The organism is Citrobacter sp. Colony219 (genome assembly GCF_019382635.1).
Lineage (GTDB): Bacteria > Pseudomonadota > Gammaproteobacteria > Enterobacterales > Enterobacteriaceae > Citrobacter > Citrobacter youngae.
Window position 1 is genome coordinate 1862982 of record NZ_CP080033.1, and the last position, 22711, is coordinate 1885692.

The following is a 22711-nucleotide window of genomic DNA, read 5'->3' on the forward strand; positions in this document are numbered from 1 at the left end:
TGTGGACGTTATACCCTGCAGGCCTCGCCTGAATGAAATGCGTAATTGATAATAATTTTGATAAGCATTATCAATAAGTGTGACGTTTTAGCATTCATTACTTCAAAAATAAATACATTTATTTACATTGAATTCAAAATTCCAACATGGCGGTTACAGTTCATGCAGGGGATTTCAGAAAGAAAGGACAGCAAACTGCATTCAGGGCGAATGCAGTTGAGCTGAGTGAGAGTTACTTATAAATAGTTGCTGTACCGTACATCTGATTTTTACCGCCAGCGGAATTAACCACAAAACCTTTCGCGCCTTGCTCTTTGGCTTTTTCTGCCAGCTTACCTTCGAGGTCATCCAGGCTTGATGCTCCGCTCACGGAAATCGTACCGGAGGCTTGTAGTGGACCGTTGGCAGGACTGGTATTGGGCTGGGCAGCAAAAGTCGCAAATGTCATGCCGGTAAGTATGGTAGCGGCAAGGAATGTGAGGCATTTCTTCATGATGATATCCTCTGAGAAACAACAGATCGTGCCTGATAAGTTTAGGTCGTCATTGCAGGGCATTTGCCGCAAAAAATCGACCAACAACAGGCTATTTTTTGAACGATGCAATTCGTATAAAAAATGAAATTTCCCTGCTGTGTATGTTTACCCCGTGGCGTTATGCGGGTATCTTACGCCGCTGTTAAAAGGAGAATGCTATGCCCCCCCAGAAACCGGGATTACATCCACGCAACCGCCACAATGGCCGTTATGATCTTGCGACGTTATGCCAGGTTACCCCCGAGCTGACGCAATTTCTCACCCTCACGCCCGGCGGCGAGCAGAGTGTTGATTTCGCCAATCCGCAGGCAGTTAAGGCGCTCAATAAAGCACTGCTGGCGCATTATTATGCGGTGGCAAACTGGGATATCCCGGAAGGTTTTCTTTGCCCACCGGTTCCGGGTCGTGCGGACTACATTCACCATCTGGCCGACCTGTTGGGTGAAACCACCGGAACCATCCCTGCAAATGCGAGCATCCTGGATATAGGCGTAGGGGCAAACTGTATTTATCCGCTGATCGGCGTGCATGAATACGGCTGGCGATTCACGGGCAGTGAGAGCAGTAGCGAAGCGTTTACCAGTGCTCAGGCGATCATAAACGGCAATCCGGGGTTAACCCGTGCTATTCGTCTGCGTCGTCAGAAAGATGCTTCGGCAATCTTCAACGGTATCATTCACAAAAATGAGCAGTATGAAGCCACATTGTGTAACCCGCCATTCCATGATTCTGCAGCCTCAGCCCGCGCAGGAAGCGAGCGCAAACGCCGCAATCTGGGCCAGGACAAAGATGATGCGCTGAACTTTGGCGGACAGCAGCAGGAGCTGTGGTGTGAAGGGGGGGAAGTGGCGTTCATCAAGAAAATGATCGCCGAAAGCCAGGCCTTTGGTCGTCAGGTGATGTGGTTCACCACGCTGGTATCACGGGGGGAGAATCTGCCTCCGTTGTACCATGCGTTAACCGATGCGGGCGCGGTGAAAGTGGTTAAAAAAGAGATGGCCCAGGGGCAAAAGCAGAGTCGCTTTATTGCCTGGACCTTTATGGATAACGATCAGCGTCGTCGTTTTATGGCGCGTCAACGCTAAATCGTGGGCTCGCCCGGCGGCAGCGGTTCTGCTGCCGTTGATTGTGGGCCTGACCCCGGTGCAGACAGCACCTGATAGGTCTGTACCGGCGCGCGTACGTTGGCCAGATCGAAGTGTTTCTTTACCTGGCTGTCGAGCGCAAAACGTACCGTCCACTGCTTCAGCGGCAGGGTGGTAAACGAAACCCGCAGCGTGAAGGCCGTATTGGTTAACCCCACAATCCCGGCAAACGACGGCTCGCCAATGATAAGCCCGCGGATATCTTCTTTTTCCATCACCGCAGCAACCGCGTCTTTCAATGCCTGATTCGCTTTATCCGCATCCTCATGGCGGTCTACATCGTAATTGGCGACGACCGATCCAATTCCACGCACAAAATTGGCGAAGGTCGTTATCGATGACCACGGGATGATATGGTACGCCCCGGTGTCCTGACGCACGCCCACTGAGCGGATGGACATCCGTTCTACCGTACCGGTGAGTGGACCGATGGTCACCAGATCGCCGGTGTTCATGCCATTTTCGAACTGAATAAAAATCCCGGTAATAATATCTTTTACCAGTGTTTGTGAGCCGAAAGAGATAGCCAGCCCCAACGCTCCGGCCCCGGCCAGTAAAGGGGCGATATTGACGCCAATTTCGGACAGCACAATCATGATAGTGATCGTGCTGATGATCACCGCCAGTGCGTTGCGAAACAGCGTCAACAGGGTGCGAGTACGCGCGCTGGGTAACGGGCGACCATGAATATCGGAAGCCAGACGATTTTCAATCAGGCTGGCGAGGATCGTCCAGCCGATGGCGGAGAAGAATAAAATCAGCGCGATACGGATCAGGATATCCACCGTTTTTTCGCCGGCGCCGTAATGCAGCCAGTTCCAGAAGTCGAACAGTCCCCAGGCGTTGAGTAGCAGCATGACCGCGACGCACACTGTCAGGATCCTGGCCACGCTTAACGCCGTTGACAGCCAGCCATTTAGCCGCTTTTGTAATTCCGGATAGCTGCGCTGCGTGTGCGGCGACAGGGTAATGGTTTTGGCAATCCAGCGGGATAACATGCCGGATACAAAGGCGGCTATCCCGATGATCACCAGGCTGCGCAGCGTGGCGCCCATCATGAATTTCAGGCTGTTGCCTGGATCAAACAGCGAGAAGAAAAACAGCACAATGAAGTAGGCGCTGGCCAGCCAATGCCATATCAGCGCAAAAGCACGGATAAACAGGCTAAAGAAAGCTAAAGAGCGTGCGGCAAGATTCTGTAAGTGCTGGGTAATCTCATTCTTGTTTCTGAAAATCAGGTACAGCGCCCACAGCGTGATGCACAGCATGATGATGACGTTTGCCATCGCGCCGACCTGCACATTAACCTGATTCGAAATAATGGGTACGGCAACGATAAGCCCGTAGCCAATCAGGCTGCTCAATGAACTCAAACGGCGATTCCAGTAGCGTGCGCCTGCATCCTGAATGTTAAACGGGCGCAGCTCGGTCACCGCCGGGCAAAATATCAGGCGCAAAATGGCCTTGAAGAATTCAATCAGGGCGAAGGCATTGAGAAACAAACTTTGCTGAAAGGCGATCGTGCGACTGCCGGCGTTCATTTTGTCGCTCAGTATCTGCCCGACAAACAAGGTGAGCGCCAGTAGAAGCAAATCGATAACGAATGCGCCAACGATCATCGCCGGAAGCTGGAGCCAGTTGCTGCGCTCACGGTTTTTGCGTCGTGCCCATTGTCCCATTTTGCGATACAGCGGCAGCGCGCACAGGCGAACCAGCCAGAAAAAACCGAACACTGACACCGCCAGCATTAAAAAATGCGTCAGGGCATTGGTGAATGTTTGCGGGTTAAAGATCTTATGCGGGGCATCGGTAATATTGCGATAAAGCTGGGCAAAGCGGCTGGAGAGGGCTTCACCGTAGTGGCGGGTGACATCCGTGACGTTTTCCAGTACCGTTTTTTCTTCCGTTAACGTGGGCGGGACAATGGTCGGCACCGGCTCGGCAGGAGGGGCAGTGGCCACTTTGCGTAACTGGCCGATCAGCTCCTGACGCGAGGCGTCATTTTCCAGCACATCGGCCAGGGCGCCGTAAGCCGCCTTTTTCTGTTCAATATCCGGCTCTTTCGCCGGTGTGGTTTGCGCGTTGGTTGACGTTGGCGTGGTGACGCCAGGGATCGTCACCGCCTGGGTCGGAAGACTCAACAGACAAACAATGATGAACAGGATCCCGCGCATCACTCCTCCCATGAGAAAATAAATTCAAAAGGATAAGTATAGATGTCAGGGCGGGAGAGAATTGAAATGAGAGGATTCTGGTGAAAAACCTCCCTTCGGGCGAAGGGAGGCAGGGCTATCAGGAAACGTGCTGCAAGAATTCCTGTAAGCGTTGGCTGGGCGGATTTTCAATCAGGGCCTGCGGATTACCGTCCTCGGCAATACGTCCCTTATCGATAAAAATCAGGCGTGAAGCCACTTTTTCGGCAAAACCGATTTCATGGGTCACAATCACCATGGTCATTCCTTCTTCCGCCAGATCCTGCATAACTTTCAGAACTTCGTGGCGCAGTTCTGGATCCAGCGCTGAGGTTGGCTCATCAAACAGCATCATTTTCGGCTTCACCGCCAGCGCACGGGCGATAGCCACACGCTGTTGTTGACCGCCGGACAGTTCAGAAGGGTAGTGATGCGCACGTTCGGCCAGACCTACTTTCGCCAGCAGTTCTTTCGCCAGTTTCTCGGCCTGTTCTTTATTTGCCCCGCGTACGCGCTGCGGCCCAAACATGACGTTTTCCAGCGCCGTCAGATGCGGGAACAGGTAGAACTGCTGAAACACCATCCCGGCTTCCTGGCGGATTAACCGCTCGTCTACCTTCGGATCGTTCACTTTCAGGCCGTCAACAATCAGGTCACCGGAGGTAATTTCTTCCAGCTTGTTAATGCAGCGCAGCAGGGTAGATTTACCGGAGCCAGATGGCCCGATAATCACCACGACTTCACCTTGTTTAATATTCAGATCGATGTTATGTAGCACCTGGGTTGGACCAAAGTGCTTAGAAACGTTTTTAAATTCAATCACAGGATTTTCATCCTTCTTTCCAGACGACGCAGAATGAAGCTCAGCACCAGCGTAATGATCAGATAGAACACTGCAACGGCGCTCCAGATTTCCAGGGCGCGGAAGTTACCAGCAATGATTTCCTGACCCTGACGCGTCAGTTCAGCGACGCCAATGACGATAAACAGCGAGGTATCTTTGATGCTGATGATCCACTGGTTGCCCAGCGGTGGCAGCATACGACGCAGCGCGAGAGGTAAAATTACGTGGCGGATGGTCTCCGTGCGTGAAAGTCCAAGCGCCAGGCCAGCCTCGCTGAATCCTTTGTGGATTGAGAGTACCGCGCCACGCGTGATTTCCGCGATATAGGCACCGGAGTTAATCATGATGGTGACAACAGCGGCGCTGAAGGGGTCAATACGCAAATCGTTAAACGCCATTGGCAGGGCGAAGTAGATAAACATCACCTGTACAACGATTGGCGTACCGCGGATGACTTCGATAAACACCAGCGCTACGTGGTTGGCTATCCAACCGCCGAAAGTACGCGCAAAACCTGCTGCAAGCCCGATAATCAGACCGCCAGCCAGACCGAGGATTGAAATCCACAGGGTCATTTTGGCGCCTTCTATCAAAAGCGGGATGGCGGGCCAGATGGCACTCCAGTCAAACTGCATATGTCGTTCCTGTTACCGTGGTGAAAAGAGTCAATTGCCCGTTTTACCGGATGTACTTATCCGGCCTACAGGTCTCAAAAATGCTGGCGTAGACCCGGCAAGCATCACGCTACCGGGCCTGTGCTGTAGATTATTATTTAGGTTCAGTACCGAACCATTTTTTGTAGATTTCGTTGTAAGTACCGTTCTCTTTCAGCGTTTTCAGCGCGCCGTTCACTTTCTCACGCAGTTCATCGCTGCCTTTCGGGAAGGCGATACCGTACTGCTGGGCTTCCAGGGAATCACCTACAGCTTTGAACTGACCGTTGCCCGCAGTCTTGATGAAATACAGAATGTTTGGTGTATCGTGCAGTACGGCGTCTGCGCGGTTGGTACCCAGTTCCATATACGCGTTATCGATGTTCGGGAACTGACGCAGGTCTTTAGTTTTGATGTTCGCTTTTGCGTAATCAACGGAACCGGTGCCGCCCTTCACTGCGACGACTTTACCGTCCAGATCTTTTACGCTTTTCACATCGTTATTGTTCGCTTTGACCATCACTAACAGGCCGCTTTTGTAGTAGCCGTCAGAGAAGTCGATGGCTTTTTTACGCTCTTCGGTAATAGTGATACCTGCCAGCGCCAAATCGACGTTTTTGGTTTGCAGAGCCGGGATGATGCCGCTGAAATCCATTGGTTTCAGTTCATAATCCAGCTTTAGTTCTTTGGCGACGGCAGCCCACAGATCCACATCAAAACCAACGTATTTGTCACCCTGTTTGAATTCAAAGGGAACAAAGGCGGTGTCGGTTGCGACAACCAGTTTCTTATCTGCGGCATGGGAGGACACCGCAAAAGCCAGGGTAAGTGCAGCCAGTGAAACTTTTAATACAGACTTCATAGGATTTCCTTTTATATCCACGGGGCGATCCCCTGCGAGAACATATGGCTTAATGAAAGAATCGTGCCAATTTTGCAACTCATTGTTTTAACAAGAGGGCGTCTCATTTTGTTGCACAATAAGTAGGGCAAAGCGGGCTGTTTGCACCGTTTCAGGGCACTCATTTGGTGCATGACGGGCGCGGTGCAAACGGTATGACTATTTAGCGTAAAAATTGTTGATAAAACAATCTTTCGTTAACGATTGTGTGAGGTGATTATTACAAATAATTTACTTTGGAGTGACGAATGATCAATGTTGTGCACCATAGAAGTGCAAAACCCCCGCAAATGCGAGGGTAATATAGGTATTTCTTATATGTCTGTTATTCGATGTTCGCTTCGATAAACCACAAGAATTTGTCGAGGTCACGGGAGGCCGCAGTGAAGATATCTGCTGTATCCTCATCTTTTGCTTCACTTATCGCTTTACGTACGCTGTTAGCAACCACGGCATAACGTTCGGCCAGCTCTTTTAAGTGGTCCTGTACGTTATGGATATCCAGCGGGTAGCTTTTCAGTGGCGTTTTGCTGTTAATAACCTGCGTTGTCCCCAGTGCCACACCGCCTAACTGTACGGCACGCTCAGCCATGGTATCGAGGTGATCGGTCAGTGCTGTCCGGAAACCATCCAGCATTTCATGTACGGCAATGAAGTTTGCGCCGCGCATATTCCAGTGTGCCTGTTTGGTGATCAATGACAGGTCGATGAATTGGATCACCTGCTGATTCAGCAGTTCAACGGTCGCTTTTTTATCGCTGTCGGTTACATCGTTACGGGTATAAAGGAGGGCTGATGCTTTTGTTTTTACCAGTTTTGCAGTACTCATAATCTCATATCCTCTTGATGTTTACGTCCCAAATCTTCAACGAGGATAAGTATAGCGCTAATTTCAGTTTTATTTTTCTGGTGTTGCCTATTGCTTTAATAGCGAGGCGAATGAAAATATAAAATATCGATATAAATCAATGTAATAAATTATTTTAGCACAGCGTGTTGTTATTATTGTGTTAATGCTATGCCTCAGCATAAATAGCGTGCTTCAACAGGGAGGTAGAGGGCGATAATAATAGTGGGGATAGATAACAAGATATTCTGCATGATTATGCAAACCATGCAGAATATTGGCAGGTTAATTCACGTCAATTTGCTTAATTTGCGGGTCCTTACGGATGGTGAGCGTAGAGCCCATAGACGCAGCAATAATCGCTCCCAGAGCCAGCGTCTGGATAAACGTCAGCGTTTCCCCGAGGAAAATCATTCCAGACACTGCAGCCAGTGCAGGCTCCATGCTCATCAGTGTCCCAAAGGTACGTGTAGGCAGTCGCGTTAATGCGATCATTTCCAGCGAATAGGGGAGCGCAGTAGAGAGGACTGCTACCGCTAAGCCCAACGGGAGAATAGACCAGTGCCACAGCGCATCGCCTGCCTGAATGACGCCAATCGGCACGAAAACCAGCGCTGCGATTAATGAACCAACTGCGACCGTTGCCGGGCCATGCTCTTCGCCTGCGCGTTGCCCAGTAAGAATATAGATAGCCCAACAGGCGCCAGCACCTAATGCCAGCGCGGCACCGGTTAAATCAACGTGAGAAACATCCTGACCTAACGGTAGCAGGAACCACAGTCCGAGCACGGCCAGCGCAACCCAGATAAAATCCACCGGGCGGCGGGAGGAAAACAACGCTACCGCGAGCGGCCCGGTAAATTCCAGCGCTACGGCAATACCCAGCGGTACAGTCTGAATTGACAGGTAAAAGAGATAGTTCATCCCACCCAGAGACAAACCATAAAACAGCAGGGGAAGACGTTGCTCTTTGGCAAAACGTAAACGCCAGGGTTTAAAGAATGCGATAAGGATGAGCGTTCCCAGTGCGAGGCGCAGGGCGGTAACGCCTGGCGCACCGACGAGAGGGAACAGCGATTTCGCCAGCGATGCGCCGCTTTGAATCGAGGACATAGCTATCAGCAAAACCAAAATAGGCAACCAGACTGGCGCTTTACGTGACGACCCCGGCATCCTTTCTCCTGTCAAATGATGGTTACACACCTTGCCCCGCGGGACGCCGCAGATTTGCTGCGATGCGCGTGAGTATGTGTATAGAAAAGTAAAACAGCGAGTGTAATGGAAATACGCTCGGCTGGTTGAGTATTCGTTGAAAAAAAAATTACTGAGATCCGTACAATGGCATGAAAACGATGGATTAATAATCTGCGCGATTAGGAATCATCTGGATGAATGTGCCGTGTTGTGCGCGCAATAATGGCATAAATCATTAGAAAAGTGATGTTAATTGAAAGAGATAGCGGGTTTATGAAACGTTCTGTTACATGAAAAGCTTCGTTAGACATCGCGAATCGCAAAGAGTTTCCCATCAGTTTTTGGTATATTTAAAACTTAAGATTTACTTGAAGCACATTTGAGGTGGTTATGAAAAAAATTGCATGTCTTTCAGCACTGGTCGCTGTTCTGGCTTTCTCCGCAGGTACCGCTGTAGCTGCTACTTCTACCGTTACTGGTGGTTACGCTCAGAGCGATGCTCAGGGCGCAGCGAACAAAATGAACGGTTTCAACCTGAAGTATCGTTACGAGCAGGACAACAGCCCGCTGGGCGTGATCGGTTCCTTCACTTACACTGAAAAAGATCGTACCGACTCGTTTGGCGATTACAACAAAACCCAATACTACGGCATCACTGCAGGTCCGGCTTACCGTCTGAATGACTGGGCAAGCGTCTACGGTGTTGTAGGTGTTGGCTACGGTAAATTCCAGGATGCAGCAACGCCTGCTGACAAACACGACACCAGCGACTACGGTTTCTCTTACGGTGCCGGTGTGCAGTTCAACCCGATCGAAAACGTTGCTCTGGACTTCTCTTACGAGCAGAGCCGTATTCGTAGCGTTGACGTAGGTACCTGGATCGCGGGTGTTGGTTACCGCTTCTAATCACTTCGGTGATATAAAAAATCCGCCTCCAGGGGCGGATTTTTTTTGCCTGCAATTATGAGCTGTTAACGAGATTTGGTCTCGAAGATATCAGTGCCCAAATGGTTGTAGTCCACCTTCTGCAATTTAAAGTTGGTGATATACACTGGCCCGGCTTTTTTCTCAGAGATAAAGCGGTAGCTGTTGATAATTTCCTTCGCGCTGATCCCCGTCCACTGTGAGAAAAAACTCAGGAAATCATTGGCGGAGCGGCGGGCTTTAATCACCCGATGCGCTTTATCATCGCTGGACAGTACCATAAAGGGCACCTGGAAGTTCTGTTGGAACTGGTCGTCATGCGCCAGGTACTGCACCTCTTTTCCGCGCTCTTTAAAGGCGAGGCCATGATCGGAGAAATAGACCATCGAGAAGCTACTGCCGCTGTTACGCAACTGCTCGTAAAGCTGGCGCAGTAGGTCATCCGTCTGCGTCATGGTGTACAGGTAACAGGAGGTCTCCTTGGACTGGACGAAAGTCTCATATTTTCCTTGTGTACGGTCGCAGGCCTGCGGGTGAGAACCCATTAAATGCAGCACAATCAGTTGCGGCTGGGTGCGTTCGGTGGCCAGCACCTGGGCGGTCATTTTCAACAGCGCTTCGTCACGGGTGTTTTTGTCCGCTTCGAAATCACCGTTTTTCAGGAACTGAACTTCATCTGCTCGCTTCGCAATGCTGGCGATTGCCGTATCGTATTCACCGATCTGCCCCTGATTGGAAAACCACCACGTCTGGAACCCAGCGCGGTTGGCCAGCGTGACAAAGTTATCCTGGAACTGAGGCTTATTATCGACGACCCGATTTAGCGTTAAGCCGAGCGATTTTTGCGTAGAACCACTGGCGGCAATGTAATCAGCAAAAATGTAGCCATTAACGGTGCTGGAAAACGGCGTGTTATCCCAGTGACCGCCAAACGCGCCTAACGCATCACGACGGGCGCTTTCACCGATCACCACAACATAGGTGTGATACTTCGGCTTCACGGCGGTGACTGTCCAGCTGTCTTTGACGCTCGACAGCTTCGCCATACGCTCTTGCTCATCAAGCACTTCGTTGTTATTGACGATAACGTCCTTGGCAAAGCGGAAAACCGGGTAACCGGTATCTTTTAACTTGAAAACGCCGCCCCATGCCAGGTTTTGTACCGGAGTAACAAAGAATGCAACGATGCTGAACAGCAAGCACAGGCTGTCGTACTTGTTCCAGCGACGTTTCTGCTCGTCTTTTTTACGCCGTACGGCGATAACGCCGAGCGCAAAAATAAACACGCCAACCAGGTAGTTGTACCAGGGGAAGATGGTCAGGATTTCGGTTGACTCTTCCATGTTGGTCGAGTGCAGCGCTAACAACGTATTAAAGTTTGGCGAGCCGTAAGCCTGGCCAAACGGAAAATACATTGCCGCAATCAACGAACAGACGCCAATCAGTGCTTTTTGCGCGCGCGGCGCAGTACGCCACAACAGCATCAATACACAGGTAAAGGCAACGCTATAAAGAAGGCTTAGTGGGTAGCCCAGCGCGAGGTTGATCAGCAAAGACTGTAAAAAGTAAAAGCCAGTCCACGGACTAATCGCCCGGCTGCGAGCAATGATTGAATCTTTGAGGGTTAAATTCATATGCCACTGTTACAAAAACGCCATGTGCTACCCCTGGCGCAAAGGGTCATGCCTGCCTGAGAGAGCGAGAAGAGGGAATGGGTCCGCATCCGCGAGCCGCAATATATGCAGGGCTGCGAAAAGATAGAGTGTGTGCAAGAGAAGGTCAACTACTACAAAGAAATTGTTTTGAGAGGGCAACTGCAAAACAGACAAAAAGAAGGGTTATTCGGACGAAACCTATCACCGTAATCAGGTTACGGCAAAGAAATGAAGCGGCGTACCGCGACGCCGCATTATTTTGCTGAGGATTTATCCTGCTCTGGTTTGCCGTTAATCATGTCACACAGCATAGAGATCAGCATCAACCGTACTTTAAAGGGAGAGTGGCTAAACACGCGTATACACCTCTTAAATTCATTCATATAAACCTCCTGACTTCACGATCCCATCAGTCCTTGAGGGATGTCTTTATTATATACAGATATAGCACAGGCTATATTATATAGCTATTGCTAAAACGTTAATTTTTTGTGCCCACGCAACTCTGGTTTACAATGAGCGTTCTCTAATCAGATGCCGTTAACGCGTCACAGTAACGAGGAAGCAGAATGAGTCGTCGCGCAGGTATGCCAACAACAAAAAAAGTGACGCAATTGGTGAATGTCGAAGAACACGTTGAAGGATTTCGTCAGGTCCGGGAGGCGCATCGCCGTGAGCTGATTGATGACTACGTAGAGCTGATTTCCGATCTCATTATCGAGGTGGGTGAAGCACGCCAGGTAGATATGGCCGCGCGGCTTGGGGTTTCCCAGCCGACGGTTGCCAAAATGCTTAAACGCCTTGCCTCCGTTGGGTTGATTGAAATGATCCCCTGGCGGGGCGTGTTTTTAACCGCAGAAGGTGAGCGATTAGCTCAGGAGAGTCGGGAGCGTCATCAGATTGTGGAGAATTTCCTGTTGATGTTAGGTATCAGTCCGGAAATTGCCCGTCGCGACGCGGAGGGGATGGAGCATCACGTCAGTAAGGAAACGCTGGAGGCTTTTAGCCGGTTTACGCAACAGCAAGGAACAGGCTCTGAATGAGTTTCCCTTTGCTACGCGCCTTACAGCGCGATCGCTTTTTCCAACTGTTAATCATTGTTGGGGTTGCACTGAGCCTTTTCACGTCATTTGCGCCCCGGCTGTGGCCGGGAGCCATTGACTGGCACACGATTATTACGCTTAGCGGTCTGATGTTACTGACCAAAGGCGTCGAGCTCAGCGGCTATTTTGATGTGTTAGGGCGCAAGATGACTCGCCGCTTCAACACAGAACGCCAACTGGCGATATTTATGGTGCTGGCGGCGGCGCTGCTGTCGACGTTTCTGACCAATGATGTGGCGCTGTTTATTGTTGTTCCGCTGACGATCACCCTGAAAAAATTGTGCGCTATTCCGGTGAATCGCCTGATTATCTTTGAGGCGCTGGCGGTTAACGCCGGATCGTTGCTCACGCCAATAGGTAACCCGCAAAACATTCTGATGTGGGGGCGTTCTGGCTTGTCATTTGCCGCGTTTACCTCGCAAATGGCGCCGCTTGCCGGGACCATGATGCTGACGCTGGTGGTGCTGTGCTGGTTCAGTTTCCCGAATAAAGCATTGCATTATCACACCGGTACGTCCGCGCCTGACTGGCAACCGCGTCTGGTGTGGAGCTGTCTGGCGTTGTATATCATCTTCCTGACGGCACTGGAGTTAAAACAAGAGCTGTGGGGCCTGGCGATCGTCGCCGCGGGGTTCATGGTACTGGCTCGCCGTGTGATCCTCAGCGTTGACTGGACGTTGCTGTTAGTGTTTATGGCGATGTTTATTGATGTGCATTTGCTGACGCAGTTGCCGGTGTTACACGGAATAACCAGTCAGATTGGCACGCTTTCAGCACCGGGGCTGTGGTTGACGGCAATCGGCTTGTCGCAGTTTATCAGTAACGTTCCCAGCACGATTTTGTTGCTCAACTATGTTCCGCCGACGCTATTGTTGGCCTGGGCAGTTAATATCGGAGGGTTTGGCCTGTTGCCGGGGTCGCTGGCGAATCTGATTGCTTTACGCATGGCAAATGACCGACGCATCTGGTGGCGTTTTCATCTGTATTCGGTGCCGATGCTGATATGGGCGGCGCTGGTGGGATATGGCTTGCTGTTGATGATGTAATTGATGTGGTGTGCCGGATGGCGGCTGGCGCCTAATCCGGCCTACAGTGCTGGTAGGCCCGATAAGCGTAGCGCCATCGGGCATGTATAGCCGATTAGTTCAGACGAACCGGCATACCAGAACGGTTCTGTACCGCCTGCTCAACGACGGCCTGATCGACGTCAGACTGACCGGTGATGCTGGTAATGCTCTTATTCAGCGTAATTGGTACGATTTCCCCGCCTTCAAACTGTGCTTCAGTCGTAGACAGCGGGTTATGTACCTCGATGTAACGGCTGCCGTCTGGTTCGGTAGTGGCTTTTACCGGCTCATCGATAAACTGGACGCGAGTACCGACCGGCACATTTTCAAACAGGAACTTGATGTCATCGTTACGCAGACGCACGCAGCCGTGGCTGACGCGTAAGCCGACGCCGAAGTTAGCATTGGTGCCGTGGATGGCGTACAGGCGACCGATATACAGCGCGTACAGACCCATCGGGTTATCCGGACCTGCCGGAACAACGGCTGGCAGCGGTTCGCCCGCAGCGCGGTATTCCGCATGCATTTTCGCGGTTGGCGTCCAGGTTGGACCCGCTTTCTTACGTTCAACTTTGGTGGTCCAGTTGATAGGGGTGTCTTTACCTAACTGGCCGATACCGATAGGCAGAACGATGACGGTGTTAGTACCTTTCGGGTAGTAGTACAGACGCATTTCGGCGCTGTTAATCACAATACCGTCATGCACGGTATCCGGCAGGATCAACTGCTGAGGAATGTTCAGCACGGTGCCGCCTTTCGGCAGGAAGGTATCCACGCCCGGGTTAGCTTCCAGCATGTTAGACAGACCCATCTGATACTCCGCCGCAAAATATTCCAGCGGTTGGGTGTTGCCTTCAGGAATCGTGATGACCTGGTTCTGGCCAATCAAACGGCTGCCATCGGTAGGCAGCGGGTACGTGACGGCAGAAGCGGTGTTACAAAAACCAACTATTGCGAGTGCCGCCGCGAAAAGCGTTGTTAATTTCATATTCATGTTCATGTATGCGAGATTCAGTGCCAGGCAGGCTAGTGGGTTGAGATTTATGTAGTGTTGGGCAGGCATTATATGTGCATTCTGAGCAACAAGGAATTCGGATGTGTACTAAATCACATTTTTTTCCTTTTGCTTTCACTTTATCTGTGCTGCATGAACGGCGCGATCTTATTGCAGAGTTATGGCATAATAAGCGGTTTGTCACATATTTCTTTCTCTTTCAGGATACGCCAGTGTTAGTTTCCAGCAACGTCACTATGCAGTTCGGCAGTAAGCCGCTGTTTGAAAATATTTCCGTCAAATTTGGCGGCGGCAATCGTTACGGCCTGATTGGCGCGAACGGTAGCGGTAAATCCACCTTTATGAAAATTCTCGGCGGCGACCTCGAACCGACGCTGGGCAACGTTTCCCTCGATCCGAATGAGCGCATCGGTAAGCTGCGTCAGGATCAATTCGCCTTTGAAGAGTTCACTGTTCTCGACACCGTTATTATGGGGCACGCTGAACTGTGGGAAGTGAAGCAGGAGCGCGACCGTATCTACGCTCTGGCCGAGATGAGCGAAGAAGACGGCTATAAAGTGGCTGACCTTGAAGTTCAGTACGGCGAAATGGACGGCTACTCTGCGGAAGCGCGTGCGGGTGAACTGCTGCTGGGCGTCGGTATTCCGGTAGAGCAGCATTACGGCCCGATGAGCGAAGTCGCGCCCGGCTGGAAACTGCGTGTGCTTCTGGCACAGGCGCTGTTCTCTAACCCGGACATTCTGCTGCTCGACGAACCAACCAACAACCTGGATATCGACACCATCCGCTGGCTGGAGCAGACGCTGAACGAGCGTGACAGCACCATGATCATCATTTCGCACGATCGTCACTTCCTGAACATGGTCTGCACGCACATGGCGGATCTGGACTACGGCGAACTGCGTGTTTATCCGGGTAACTACGACGAATACATGACGGCGGCAACCCAGGCGCGTGAACGTCTGCTGGCCGATAACGCCAAGAAGAAAGCACAGATTGCCGATCTGCAATCCTTCGTCAGCCGCTTTAGCGCCAACGCATCTAAATCTCGTCAGGCGACCTCTCGTGCGCGCCAGATTGATAAGATCAAGCTCGACGAAGTGAAAGCCTCCAGCCGTCAGAACCCGTTCATCCGTTTCGAGCAGGATAAGAAACTGTTCCGTAACGCGCTGGAAGTGGAAGCGCTGGCGAAAGGTTTTGATGAAGGCCCGCTGTTTAAAAACTTCAACCTGCTGCTGGAAGTGGGGGAGAAGGTTGCCATCATTGGTGCCAACGGCGTGGGTAAATCCACCATGCTGAAAACGTTGGTTGGCGATTTGCAGCCGGACAACGGTACCGTTAAGTGGTCTGAAAACGCCCAGGTTGGTTACTACGCGCAGGATCACGAATACGAGTTTGAAAACGATCTGACCGTTTTCGAATGGATGAGCCAGTGGAAACAAGAAGGCGATGATGAGCAGGTTGTGCGCAGCTTCCTCGGTCGTCTGCTGTTCAGCCAGGACGATATCAAGAAGCCTGCAAAAGTGCTCTCCGGTGGTGAAAAAGGACGCATGCTGTTCGGTAAGCTGATGATGCAGAAACCGAATATTCTGGTGATGGATGAACCAACCAACCACCTGGATATGGAATCTATCGAGTCGCTGAACATGGCGCTGGAAATGTACCAGGGCACGCTGATCTTTGTTTCTCACGACCGTGAGTTCGTCAGTTCGCTGGCAACCCGCGTGATTGAAATTACGCCGGAACGCGTGATCGACTTCACCGGCAACTACGAAGATTACCTGCGAAGTAAAGGCGTCGAATAAGTCTCTCTCCCCGCACTTTTCTGAAAAAAAGTTCTACTGATTAATCTTAGCCACAATTGTGGCTAAGATACTTTCCATAACGACCTATGCAAGGAAAGAAAATGAGTCAGATGGAACCACTCTCTTTAGCCAATCTTAAATTAAAATTACTAAATTTAAACAACAGCAACGAGCATCCTTTCATTTTACGTGAAGATGGTGATGATATTGTTGCATCCTGGAATATCGAAGATGCTGAGTGGATAGATTATTTCAGTCAATACGGATTGCAAAAACAATATGAGTTAAGACTGTTTTTCAATGAAAGCAAAAAGCAAATTACTTATCGTGAAAAAACGACCGATGTGGAGTGGGATGCAGATTTGGGTGGGTTCAGATTAAGCAAATCTGTCCAGATCGGGAAATGCCTTGAGTTTTCTGCTGGGGGATCCTGGGGTAAAAAAGAAGATGGTAGCTTCGGTAAAATTGATGGCTATAAATTTGTATCAACGGAAATTACCGATCCTATTTTTGATATTGTTCGTGATGCGGGATGGCAGGTTCGTGGTCTGTTAGCAGACAAGAAGAAAAGGAAATTTGTTATTGCGGGAGCAGTGATTGCCGCACTGATTATTTTTATCGGCCTTGGCACTTTCCTTTTTTCCACGATGGGTGATTTGAAGGATGCTGCGCGAACAGAGATAGATTTGCTCCGTGATGGAAAATATATTCAGGCTTATCAGGCAAGCTCTTCTTCTTTGCAAAGAAAAATGAACAGCGAGGATTTTAAGCTTGTAACCGAGTCTGTTCATTTTGATGATATTAGTGAATACAGTTTCGATAGTTTCAATGTAGTAAATGATGTTGGTTCTTTGTCTGGAAGCGTAGAGTTTAAAAACGGAGAGTCTGGCGAGATTAACGTTACTATGCTCAAAGAAAAGGATAAATGGAAACTGGCAGCAATTTCAGTAGAATAAAAAAATACCCGGTTTTTATCATATAATGAAGAAAACCGGACTATTTTAAAAGCGATGAAAGGGGAAGGATTATTCCATCCCCAGCGCGCGTTTACCGTGGATATTCAAATCCTCCAGCGTGAAGCGTCCTTCCCAGTTCGTTTCATAATCCTCGCGCGGGAAATCACCCGGCGACGCGCCTTTTTCCAGCGCGGCTTTCACTTTGTGAGCGTAGGCCAGATTCTTTTCGCACATCGGTGCGGCAGGGATGTACATCACGTTGCCCCAACCCTGTTGATTTTCTACCGGCGCGACGGCGTGAATGACATCACAATGCCACCACACTGAGTCTCCGGCTTCCAGCTGTGGAATGCTGGTTAGCGCTTCAATCAGCAGCGGATGCCATTGCGCGGAAATCGGCAGGACTCTGCCGGGCGCGACGCCGCACAGTTCATCTTCCGGCACATCGTCAAGCAATGGGCGTAACAGCACATATGCCATCGCTTCTGGAATAGGGACCACGTGCAACAATCCCTGACCTGGCAGCATATCGGACAGTGCTGTCCAACCCTGGAAGGTACGGAACACTGAACATTTGGTGGTGTTATCCACCGTGTACTCTTCTACTTCGGTGCGATGCGCTGCCTGCCACGGATCGTAATCGTCCAGTTTACCATTGAAAACATGAGCAAATACCCGCTGATACGCAGGCAGCAGCCAGCGTTCCAGCGCGCCGGAATCCGTATGCGCGCCCAGCCCTTTGGACGTGGTTCCCGGCGGACGGCGGCGTATACGGTCAGGGTAGATAACGCTGACATCCGGGTTAAACCATTGTTTACCTTCGCTTGAAAATGTCCAAAGACGATTGAGGAACGACTGGGCATTGGCCATTTCTTCACTCTGGCGGGCCTGCATCTGCGCCTGGGACCAGTAAATGGGGTAGATTTCAGGTCGCGATGCGCTCAGGGTGCCGAAGAAGTTATCGCCCGGTCCTTTGTAGACGTCATCAAAATGGTTGCGATCCAGGTAATCGAGCATCGACTGATCCCATGCCAGCGCCTGTTCGCGGGGGAAATGCCCCTTAATGACCGCGCATCCGCGACGCTTAATTTCTTCACGCTGCTCTGCACTCACGCGACCCGCTTTGATATCCGTATAGGACAACACCGGCCATACCGGGGAGCCTTGCGCTTTGAGGGCGTTGATTTCCGCCACGCGGGTGGCAATGGCATCGCTCAGTTGATTGAAGATCAACTGAACATCCCCAAGCTGTACCCGCAGTTGCTGTTTCATCTGACGGATTGCCGCTTTGTGATCGGCGGGCAATGTGTCGCTGGTAAAAGTAAAAGCCATAACCACCTCGCATAACTTTCATTTGAAACTTATATAACTTACAAGTGCAATATAAGTTAAAAATAAGTTAATGCAAGTTTAAAAACTTGATGGTGTGCACGGAATGCAAAAACGGTGAGAACCGGAGCAAGTACTCCGGTTGGCAGGATCAGGCGTTAAAAGGCGAAGTGTTATCCAGCACCGCCTGAATCACGTTCAGCGCGCCTTGATGGTTATTATCGTCGGTCTGATAGCGGGCAATAAATTTGATGTTCTCGGCTGCATTAGCCATGGCGAAAGAGTAGTGCGCCATTTTCAACATTTCCGCGTCGTTGCCGCTGTCGCCAATGGCGACCACGTTTTGTGGTGACAGGTTCCAGCGTTTTAACAGACGGCTGATCCCGTTGGCTTTATGTAAGCCGGGAATGATCAGGTCGATAAACCCAAAGCCGCTGGTGACGGGCTTCATAATGCCGTCGAGAGCAGAATGAAGATGATCGATAACTAATGGGATCTGTTGGTCAGGTAAATTCAGCGAGAACTTGAACAGCACATCGTCGATATCCTGGTAATCCTTTACGGGTTTCAGGCGATGGTAGTGTTTTGCCATCAACGCGACAAAGGACTCTGGGGCATTTTCGCTCACGTAGGCGCTTTGCAGTCCACAGGCCACAAAGTTGAGCTGCTTATCTTTGAGCAGTTCGCCAATGACAATGCGGGATTCGTGGCGGGTCAGCTCGCCGTGAAACAGTTGCTTACCATGTTCGAATACCAATGCTCCATTTTCGGCAACAAAGGAGATCTCATTTTTCAGCTCGGGGAAGAAGGAGATAAGCTGGTAGTACTGATTGCCGCTGGCCACGACAAATTCAATGTCTCTTTTTTTCAGTTCCTGGTACTGCGCCATAAAGCGTTCGCGATCATATTGCTTGGCGTCGTCGAGAAACGTTCCGTCCATATCGGTGACGATAACGTTGATGGTCATATATGCTCCTGGCTTATAACTGCAACCAGAAACATTCTAATAACAATGTGACCTGTAGCACAAATTTAATTTCGAATGAAAGTAAAAGGCCGGGTGGCAGCTTCGCCTTACCCGGCTAAAGGGAGAGTATGTAGGCCCGGTAAGCACAGTGCCACCGGGCGGGAGGGGGTTACAGCATATGTTCAGTGCGCGCGATGATATCGTCCTGCGCATCCGGAGACAGCGCGGTGAAGAAGGCGGAATAACCCGCGACACGCACCACCAGGTCACGGTACTGATCCGGGTGTTTTTTGGCTTCCAGCAGCGTTTCACGAGAAACGATGTTGTACTGAATATGCCAGCCTTTGTGCTCTTCAAAGAAGGTACGCAGCAGAATCATCAGCTTCTGTTTATCAGACTCATTTTCCAGCGTAGCCGGGTTCAGCTTCTGGTTTAACAGTACGCCGCCGAGGATTGAGCCGGTAGGCAGTTTACCTACAGAGCCAATTACCGCCGTTGGACCGAGATGGTCCGTACCGGAGGCCGGGCTGGCGCCTTCTGCCAGCGGAGTATGCGCTTTACGGCCATCCGGCGTTGCCATGGTTGCCGCGCCAAATGGTACGTTTGCGGAGATAGACGAGGTCCCGGCATAGTAGTTGCCGCCAACCGGACCACGGCCGTAACGCGGGTTGTGATACTGCTTAAGTTCGTCAATGTAGGTCTGATAAGCGCGAGCCAGCAGCGCATCAACGCTATCGTCATCGTTGCCGTACTTTGGCGCGCCGTTGATCAGGCGTTGACGCAACTGCTCGTGGGTCAGACCATCAAAATCATCAGCCAGCGCGGCGGCCAGTTGTTGTTGACCGATAGCGCCCTGTTCAAAGACCAGTTTCTTCACTGCTGCCAGGCTGTTGCCGAGGTTGGCGATACCCACCTGCAGACCGGATACCCAGTCATACTTCGCGCCGCCTTGCTTAATGCTCTTCGCGCGCTCAATACAATCATCTACCAGCGCAGAGCACAGAATATCGTGTACGTTTTCTTCCAGCATGGTGTCGACAACATACTCTATTTCGATGGATTTGCGCGTGTAGTAGCGGATCTGCGTATCCCAGGCCTCCATCACTTCATCGAAATTATTAAAGTTGCCGACTGAAAGCGCTTTTTCCTGCGGCAGGAATACTTTGCCGCTGGTGGCATCGCGTCCACCTTCCAGCGCCGCCAGCATCACGCGGGCAAAGTTAATAAAGCTCATGCCGGTGCAACGGTAGCCCCATTTCCCGCCAACGGCGGTTTCGATGCAACCAATAGCTGCATAGTCATAGGCGTCCTGCGGTTCAATGCCCAGCTTAATGAATTCCGGAATGACGATTTCATCGTTGTTAAAGGCTGGCATCCCGAAGCCGCAGCGGATCACCTGCACGCAGGCATCCAGGAAGTCATTACTCATCCCCGCATGATAACGCACGCTGAGGTTCGGTTGAGTAGAGCGCAGTCGGCCACAGGATTCCAGAATGGCATAGGAGAGCGGGTTGACGGCATCTATCGCCTGACCGTTGACCAGGTTCTGGCCACCGATGGTCACGTTCTGATACAGCGGGCTGCCTGCTGAGGCTTTCGAGTGGGAGCCAGAGCGAATTTTGTTTACTTCCAGCAATTTCAGCCAGCAGCTGTGCAACAGCTCAATGGCGTGCTCACGATCGAGACTCTGGTTTAGTTCTACGTCACGACGGTAGAACGGATAGAGGTACTGATCCATACGGCCAAACGATACGGAGTGACCGTTCGATTCAATTTGCAGGATCAACTGGATGAAGTAGCACAACTGCAGCGCCTGCCAGAACGTTTTTGGCGGCTCATGGGCGATGACATCGCAGTTTTCCGCCATGGTCAGCAGTTCATCACGGCGGCTGGCGCGCGTTTCTGTGGACGCCATTTTACGCGCCAGCGCGGCAAAGCGCTCAATGTGCAGGCCGACGGCCTCCAGCACGATATCAATCGCTTTCAGGAACTGATCGCCATGGAGGTCTTCCAGACAAGTCAGATTAATGCGGGAACGACGTTCATCGACTTTGTGGCGCAGACCGTCGAGACCTTTTTCCAGCAGCAGCGGGAAGTTCACCGCCAGGTGTGCGTCGCCGGAGGTCATATTACCTTCAGCTTTGATAATGCCGGTTTCCAGCAGCCCTTTTTGTTCGTCGGTAAACATGCCGTAGCAGCGGTCCTGTACGGTCTGACCGCGCCACCATGGGCACACCTCATGCAATACGCGCTTGTTCTCTTCGCTAACCGCGAAGCCTGCGCCGGGCCTGTCGGCGAGATCATCGATCTCTTTTTCAATCCAGGAGACGGTGTATTCCGGGAAGATTGGCGCGGCGCGTACTTCGCTTGCCTGGTTACCGATGATCAACTCGTCATGCTTGATCCAGATAGTGCGTTCCGCCAGGTGATGAGCCAGTGCCAGCGCACGGCGTACCGGGATGGGTTTATCCAGATGCTGTTGGTACATCTCGGTATAGTGCTGCGCGCGCTCGGTACAAACCGGCGGTTTCACGATGTGGATCAGGGCCGTTTTATGCGCTTTGATACGATCGCTGAGTGTGTCCAGTTTCAGAGTAGTCATGGCGATTATCCTCGTAGGGTCGCGGTTAAACCTTTAAGGCTGGCGTACTGCTGGGCAAATTCGAGCAGCGCAGGCGCATCAAGCGGTTTATCCGGGGCGTTGTAGGGTTGATTGAGTAAGTTGTACTTGTTGATGCCCAGCGTGTGGTAGGGCAAAAAATGGATCTCTCCGACGTGGAGTTCGTCGGCGGCAAAATCGGTAATGGCCTGAATAGCTGCTTCGTCAGCGTTGAATCCCTGAATCAGCGGGACGCGGATAATTATTTTTTTACCGGCGGCGGCCAGTTTTTTCAGGTTTTCCAGCACGCGAGAGGCGCTGCCATCGGTCCACTGTTTAAACGGCGCGTCGGCGACATGCTTTAAATCGGCCAGGAACAGATCAACGTAGGGTAATGACGGCTCAATATACTTCCAGGGAACATGCAAACAGGTTTCTACTGCCGTATGAATGCCTGCTTCGTGGCTGGCCTGGAACAATTCAGCCGCCAGCTCTGGCTGCATAAACGGTTCGCCGCCGGAAAGCGTGAGTCCCCCTCCGCAGCGGTCGTAAAACGGTTTATCCCGCAATACGGTCGCCATGATTTCGTCCACGCTTTTTACCTCTCCACAGACGGTCAGCGCCTGGGTAGGGCAGCAGTGGGTCAGCGCCGTCAGAGCATCATCGGTCAGTTTTTCGCGATGAATCAGCAACCCGCTCAGTGCCCGCTCAATCACCTCCGGTGCCGCCTGAGCACAAAGATCGCAACCATCAAGGCACAGACGTGCGTCATAGAGCAGATCCCGCGTCCGGGCGCGGCTTTCCGGATTCTGGCACCACCGACAGCCCAGTGAGCATCCCTTAAGGAACACCACGGTGCGGATACCTGGACCATCATGCGTGGAATAGCGCTGGATATTGAAAATCATAAGCGGCCTCTTTTCTTTCGTATAAAGATTAAATTACTTTCGAATGAAAGTTATATTGACGTGCGTCAACTA

The 22711-nt window shown here is 51.2% G+C and carries 20 protein-coding genes; 6 read left to right on the plus strand and 14 right to left on the minus strand.

Annotated elements, in window-relative coordinates:
- Nucleotides 1-232 precede the first annotated feature (232 nt).
- Nucleotides 233-493, minus strand: a complete 261-nt coding sequence (gene mcbA / locus JTI85_RS08120) for a DUF1471 family periplasmic protein McbA (protein ID WP_219352404.1) — start codon at nucleotides 491-493, stop codon at nucleotides 233-235.
- Between the two features lie 200 nt (nucleotides 494-693).
- Here mcbA and rlmF point away from each other — a divergent pair, with 200 nt between their 5' ends.
- Nucleotides 694-1620 (plus strand): 23S rRNA (adenine(1618)-N(6))-methyltransferase RlmF, encoded by a 927-nt coding sequence (gene rlmF / locus JTI85_RS08125; RefSeq protein WP_137375922.1) that lies wholly within the window; start codon nucleotides 694-696, stop codon nucleotides 1618-1620.
- Here the strand turns inward: rlmF and ybiO are convergent.
- From ybiO to rhtA, 6 genes are all read right to left on the minus strand, one after another.
- A complete protein-coding gene (gene ybiO, locus JTI85_RS08130; RefSeq protein ID WP_219352405.1) occupies nucleotides 1617-3854 on the minus strand; it encodes a mechanosensitive channel protein in 2238 nt (745 codons plus the stop codon). The genes rlmF and ybiO overlap by 4 nt on opposite strands.
- A gap of 118 nt (nucleotides 3855-3972) precedes the next feature.
- On the minus strand, nucleotides 3973-4695 hold the full coding sequence (gene glnQ / locus JTI85_RS08135) for a glutamine ABC transporter ATP-binding protein GlnQ (protein WP_042309588.1): 723 nt from the start codon (nucleotides 4693-4695) through the stop codon (nucleotides 3973-3975).
- Nucleotides 4692-5351, minus strand: coding sequence for a glutamine ABC transporter permease GlnP (glnP, locus tag JTI85_RS08140; RefSeq protein WP_005123684.1), 660 nt, complete (start codon nucleotides 5349-5351; stop codon nucleotides 4692-4694). The genes glnQ and glnP overlap by 4 nt, the downstream gene beginning before the upstream one ends.
- A 133-nt stretch (nucleotides 5352-5484) precedes the next feature.
- Nucleotides 5485-6231 carry a glutamine ABC transporter substrate-binding protein GlnH gene (gene glnH / locus JTI85_RS08145; RefSeq protein WP_048212192.1) on the minus strand — a complete coding sequence of 249 codons (747 nt, stop codon included), beginning with the start codon at nucleotides 6229-6231 and terminating at the stop codon, nucleotides 5485-5487.
- Between the two features lie 364 nt (nucleotides 6232-6595).
- Entirely contained in the window at nucleotides 6596-7099 is a 504-nt protein-coding gene (gene dps, locus JTI85_RS08150) for a DNA starvation/stationary phase protection protein Dps (RefSeq protein ID WP_005123679.1), read from the minus strand.
- A gap of 303 nt (nucleotides 7100-7402) precedes the next feature.
- Nucleotides 7403-8290 (minus strand): threonine/homoserine exporter RhtA, encoded by an 888-nt coding sequence (rhtA, locus tag JTI85_RS08155; protein ID WP_048212191.1) that lies wholly within the window; start codon nucleotides 8288-8290, stop codon nucleotides 7403-7405.
- 411 nt (nucleotides 8291-8701) lie between these two features.
- On the opposite strand from rhtA, the gene ompX reads away from it, so the two are divergent.
- Nucleotides 8702-9217 carry an outer membrane protein OmpX gene (gene ompX, locus JTI85_RS08160; RefSeq protein ID WP_219352407.1) on the plus strand — a complete coding sequence of 172 codons (516 nt, stop codon included), beginning with the start codon at nucleotides 8702-8704 and terminating at the stop codon, nucleotides 9215-9217.
- A 65-nt stretch (nucleotides 9218-9282) separates the two neighbouring features.
- On the opposite strand, the gene JTI85_RS08165 is transcribed toward ompX, so the two are convergent.
- Together JTI85_RS08165 and mntS are read right to left on the minus strand one after the other, a co-directional pair.
- Nucleotides 9283-10869, minus strand: a complete 1587-nt coding sequence (locus JTI85_RS08165; protein ID WP_061067588.1) for a phosphoethanolamine transferase — start codon at nucleotides 10867-10869, stop codon at nucleotides 9283-9285.
- Nucleotides 10870-11144: 275 nt separating this feature from the next.
- On the minus strand, nucleotides 11145-11273 hold the full coding sequence (gene mntS, locus JTI85_RS08170) for a manganase accumulation protein MntS (protein WP_061067589.1): 129 nt from the start codon (nucleotides 11271-11273) through the stop codon (nucleotides 11145-11147).
- A 186-nt stretch (nucleotides 11274-11459) separates the two neighbouring features.
- On the opposite strand from mntS, the gene mntR reads away from it, so the two are divergent.
- Entirely contained in the window at nucleotides 11460-11933 is a 474-nt protein-coding gene (mntR, locus tag JTI85_RS08175) for a manganese-binding transcriptional regulator MntR (protein ID WP_003831586.1), read from the plus strand.
- Entirely contained in the window at nucleotides 11930-13039 is a 1110-nt protein-coding gene (locus JTI85_RS08180) for an anion transporter (protein ID WP_219352408.1), read from the plus strand. The genes mntR and JTI85_RS08180 overlap by 4 nt, the downstream gene beginning before the upstream one ends.
- A 94-nt stretch (nucleotides 13040-13133) precedes the next feature.
- Here the strand turns inward: JTI85_RS08180 and ldtB are convergent, their stop codons facing one another.
- Nucleotides 13134-14054, minus strand: a complete 921-nt coding sequence (gene ldtB, locus JTI85_RS08185; protein ID WP_219352409.1) for a L,D-transpeptidase — start codon at nucleotides 14052-14054, stop codon at nucleotides 13134-13136.
- 233 nt (nucleotides 14055-14287) lie between these two features.
- On the opposite strand from ldtB, the gene JTI85_RS08190 reads away from it, so the two are divergent.
- Together JTI85_RS08190 and JTI85_RS08195 are read left to right on the plus strand one after the other, a co-directional pair.
- A complete protein-coding gene (locus JTI85_RS08190) occupies nucleotides 14288-15880 on the plus strand; it encodes an ABC-F family ATPase (protein ID WP_008784214.1) in 1593 nt (530 codons plus the stop codon).
- A gap of 101 nt (nucleotides 15881-15981) precedes the next feature.
- A complete protein-coding gene (locus JTI85_RS08195) occupies nucleotides 15982-16836 on the plus strand; it encodes a hypothetical protein (protein WP_255575552.1) in 855 nt (284 codons plus the stop codon).
- 69 nt (nucleotides 16837-16905) lie between these two features.
- Here the strand turns inward: JTI85_RS08195 and JTI85_RS08200 are convergent, their stop codons facing one another.
- The 4 genes from JTI85_RS08200 to JTI85_RS08215 all read right to left on the minus strand — a co-directional run bounded on the left by JTI85_RS08200 (nucleotide 16906) and on the right by JTI85_RS08215 (nucleotide 22639).
- Entirely contained in the window at nucleotides 16906-18168 is a 1263-nt protein-coding gene (locus JTI85_RS08200; protein ID WP_115643663.1) for a DUF1479 domain-containing protein, read from the minus strand.
- Nucleotides 18169-18316: 148 nt separating this feature from the next.
- Nucleotides 18317-19132: a Cof-type HAD-IIB family hydrolase gene (locus JTI85_RS08205; RefSeq protein WP_048212185.1), complete on the minus strand. Its 816-nt coding sequence runs from the start codon at nucleotides 19130-19132 to the stop codon at nucleotides 18317-18319.
- A 169-nt stretch (nucleotides 19133-19301) separates the two neighbouring features.
- Entirely contained in the window at nucleotides 19302-21734 is a 2433-nt protein-coding gene (locus tag JTI85_RS08210) for a glycyl radical protein (protein ID WP_219352411.1), read from the minus strand.
- Nucleotides 21735-21739: 5 nt separating this feature from the next.
- Nucleotides 21740-22639, minus strand: coding sequence for a glycyl-radical enzyme activating protein (locus tag JTI85_RS08215; protein ID WP_219352412.1), 900 nt, complete (start codon nucleotides 22637-22639; stop codon nucleotides 21740-21742).
- Nucleotides 22640-22711 lie beyond the last annotated feature (72 nt).

Coding starts and splice junctions, on each gene's coding strand:
- mcbA (WP_219352404.1), bottom strand. CDS start 493: ATGAAGAAATGCCTCACATTCCTTGCCGCTACCATACTTACCGGCATG.
- rlmF (WP_137375922.1), top strand. CDS start 694: ATGCCCCCCCAGAAACCGGGATTACATCCACGCAACCGCCACAATGGC.
- ybiO (WP_219352405.1), bottom strand. CDS start 3,854: ATGCGCGGGATCCTGTTCATCATTGTTTGTCTGTTGAGTCTTCCGACC.
- glnP (WP_005123684.1), bottom strand. CDS start 5,351: ATGCAGTTTGACTGGAGTGCCATCTGGCCCGCCATCCCGCTTTTGATA.
- glnH (WP_048212192.1), bottom strand. CDS start 6,231: ATGAAGTCTGTATTAAAAGTTTCACTGGCTGCACTTACCCTGGCTTTT.
- dps (WP_005123679.1), bottom strand. CDS start 7,099: ATGAGTACTGCAAAACTGGTAAAAACAAAAGCATCAGCCCTCCTTTAT.
- rhtA (WP_048212191.1), bottom strand. CDS start 8,290: ATGCCGGGGTCGTCACGTAAAGCGCCAGTCTGGTTGCCTATTTTGGTT.
- ompX (WP_219352407.1), top strand. CDS start 8,702: ATGAAAAAAATTGCATGTCTTTCAGCACTGGTCGCTGTTCTGGCTTTC.
- JTI85_RS08165 (WP_061067588.1), bottom strand. CDS start 10,869: ATGAATTTAACCCTCAAAGATTCAATCATTGCTCGCAGCCGGGCGATT.
- mntS (WP_061067589.1), bottom strand. CDS start 11,273: ATGAATGAATTTAAGAGGTGTATACGCGTGTTTAGCCACTCTCCCTTT.
- mntR (WP_003831586.1), top strand. CDS start 11,460: ATGAGTCGTCGCGCAGGTATGCCAACAACAAAAAAAGTGACGCAATTG.
- JTI85_RS08180 (WP_219352408.1), top strand. CDS start 11,930: ATGAGTTTCCCTTTGCTACGCGCCTTACAGCGCGATCGCTTTTTCCAA.
- ldtB (WP_219352409.1), bottom strand. CDS start 14,054: ATGAATATGAAATTAACAACGCTTTTCGCGGCGGCACTCGCAATAGTT.
- JTI85_RS08195 (WP_255575552.1), top strand. CDS start 15,982: ATGAGTCAGATGGAACCACTCTCTTTAGCCAATCTTAAATTAAAATTA.
- JTI85_RS08200 (WP_115643663.1), bottom strand. CDS start 18,168: ATGGCTTTTACTTTTACCAGCGACACATTGCCCGCCGATCACAAAGCG.
- JTI85_RS08205 (WP_048212185.1), bottom strand. CDS start 19,132: ATGACCATCAACGTTATCGTCACCGATATGGACGGAACGTTTCTCGAC.
- JTI85_RS08210 (WP_219352411.1), bottom strand. CDS start 21,734: ATGACTACTCTGAAACTGGACACACTCAGCGATCGTATCAAAGCGCAT.
- JTI85_RS08215 (WP_219352412.1), bottom strand. CDS start 22,639: ATGATTTTCAATATCCAGCGCTATTCCACGCATGATGGTCCAGGTATC.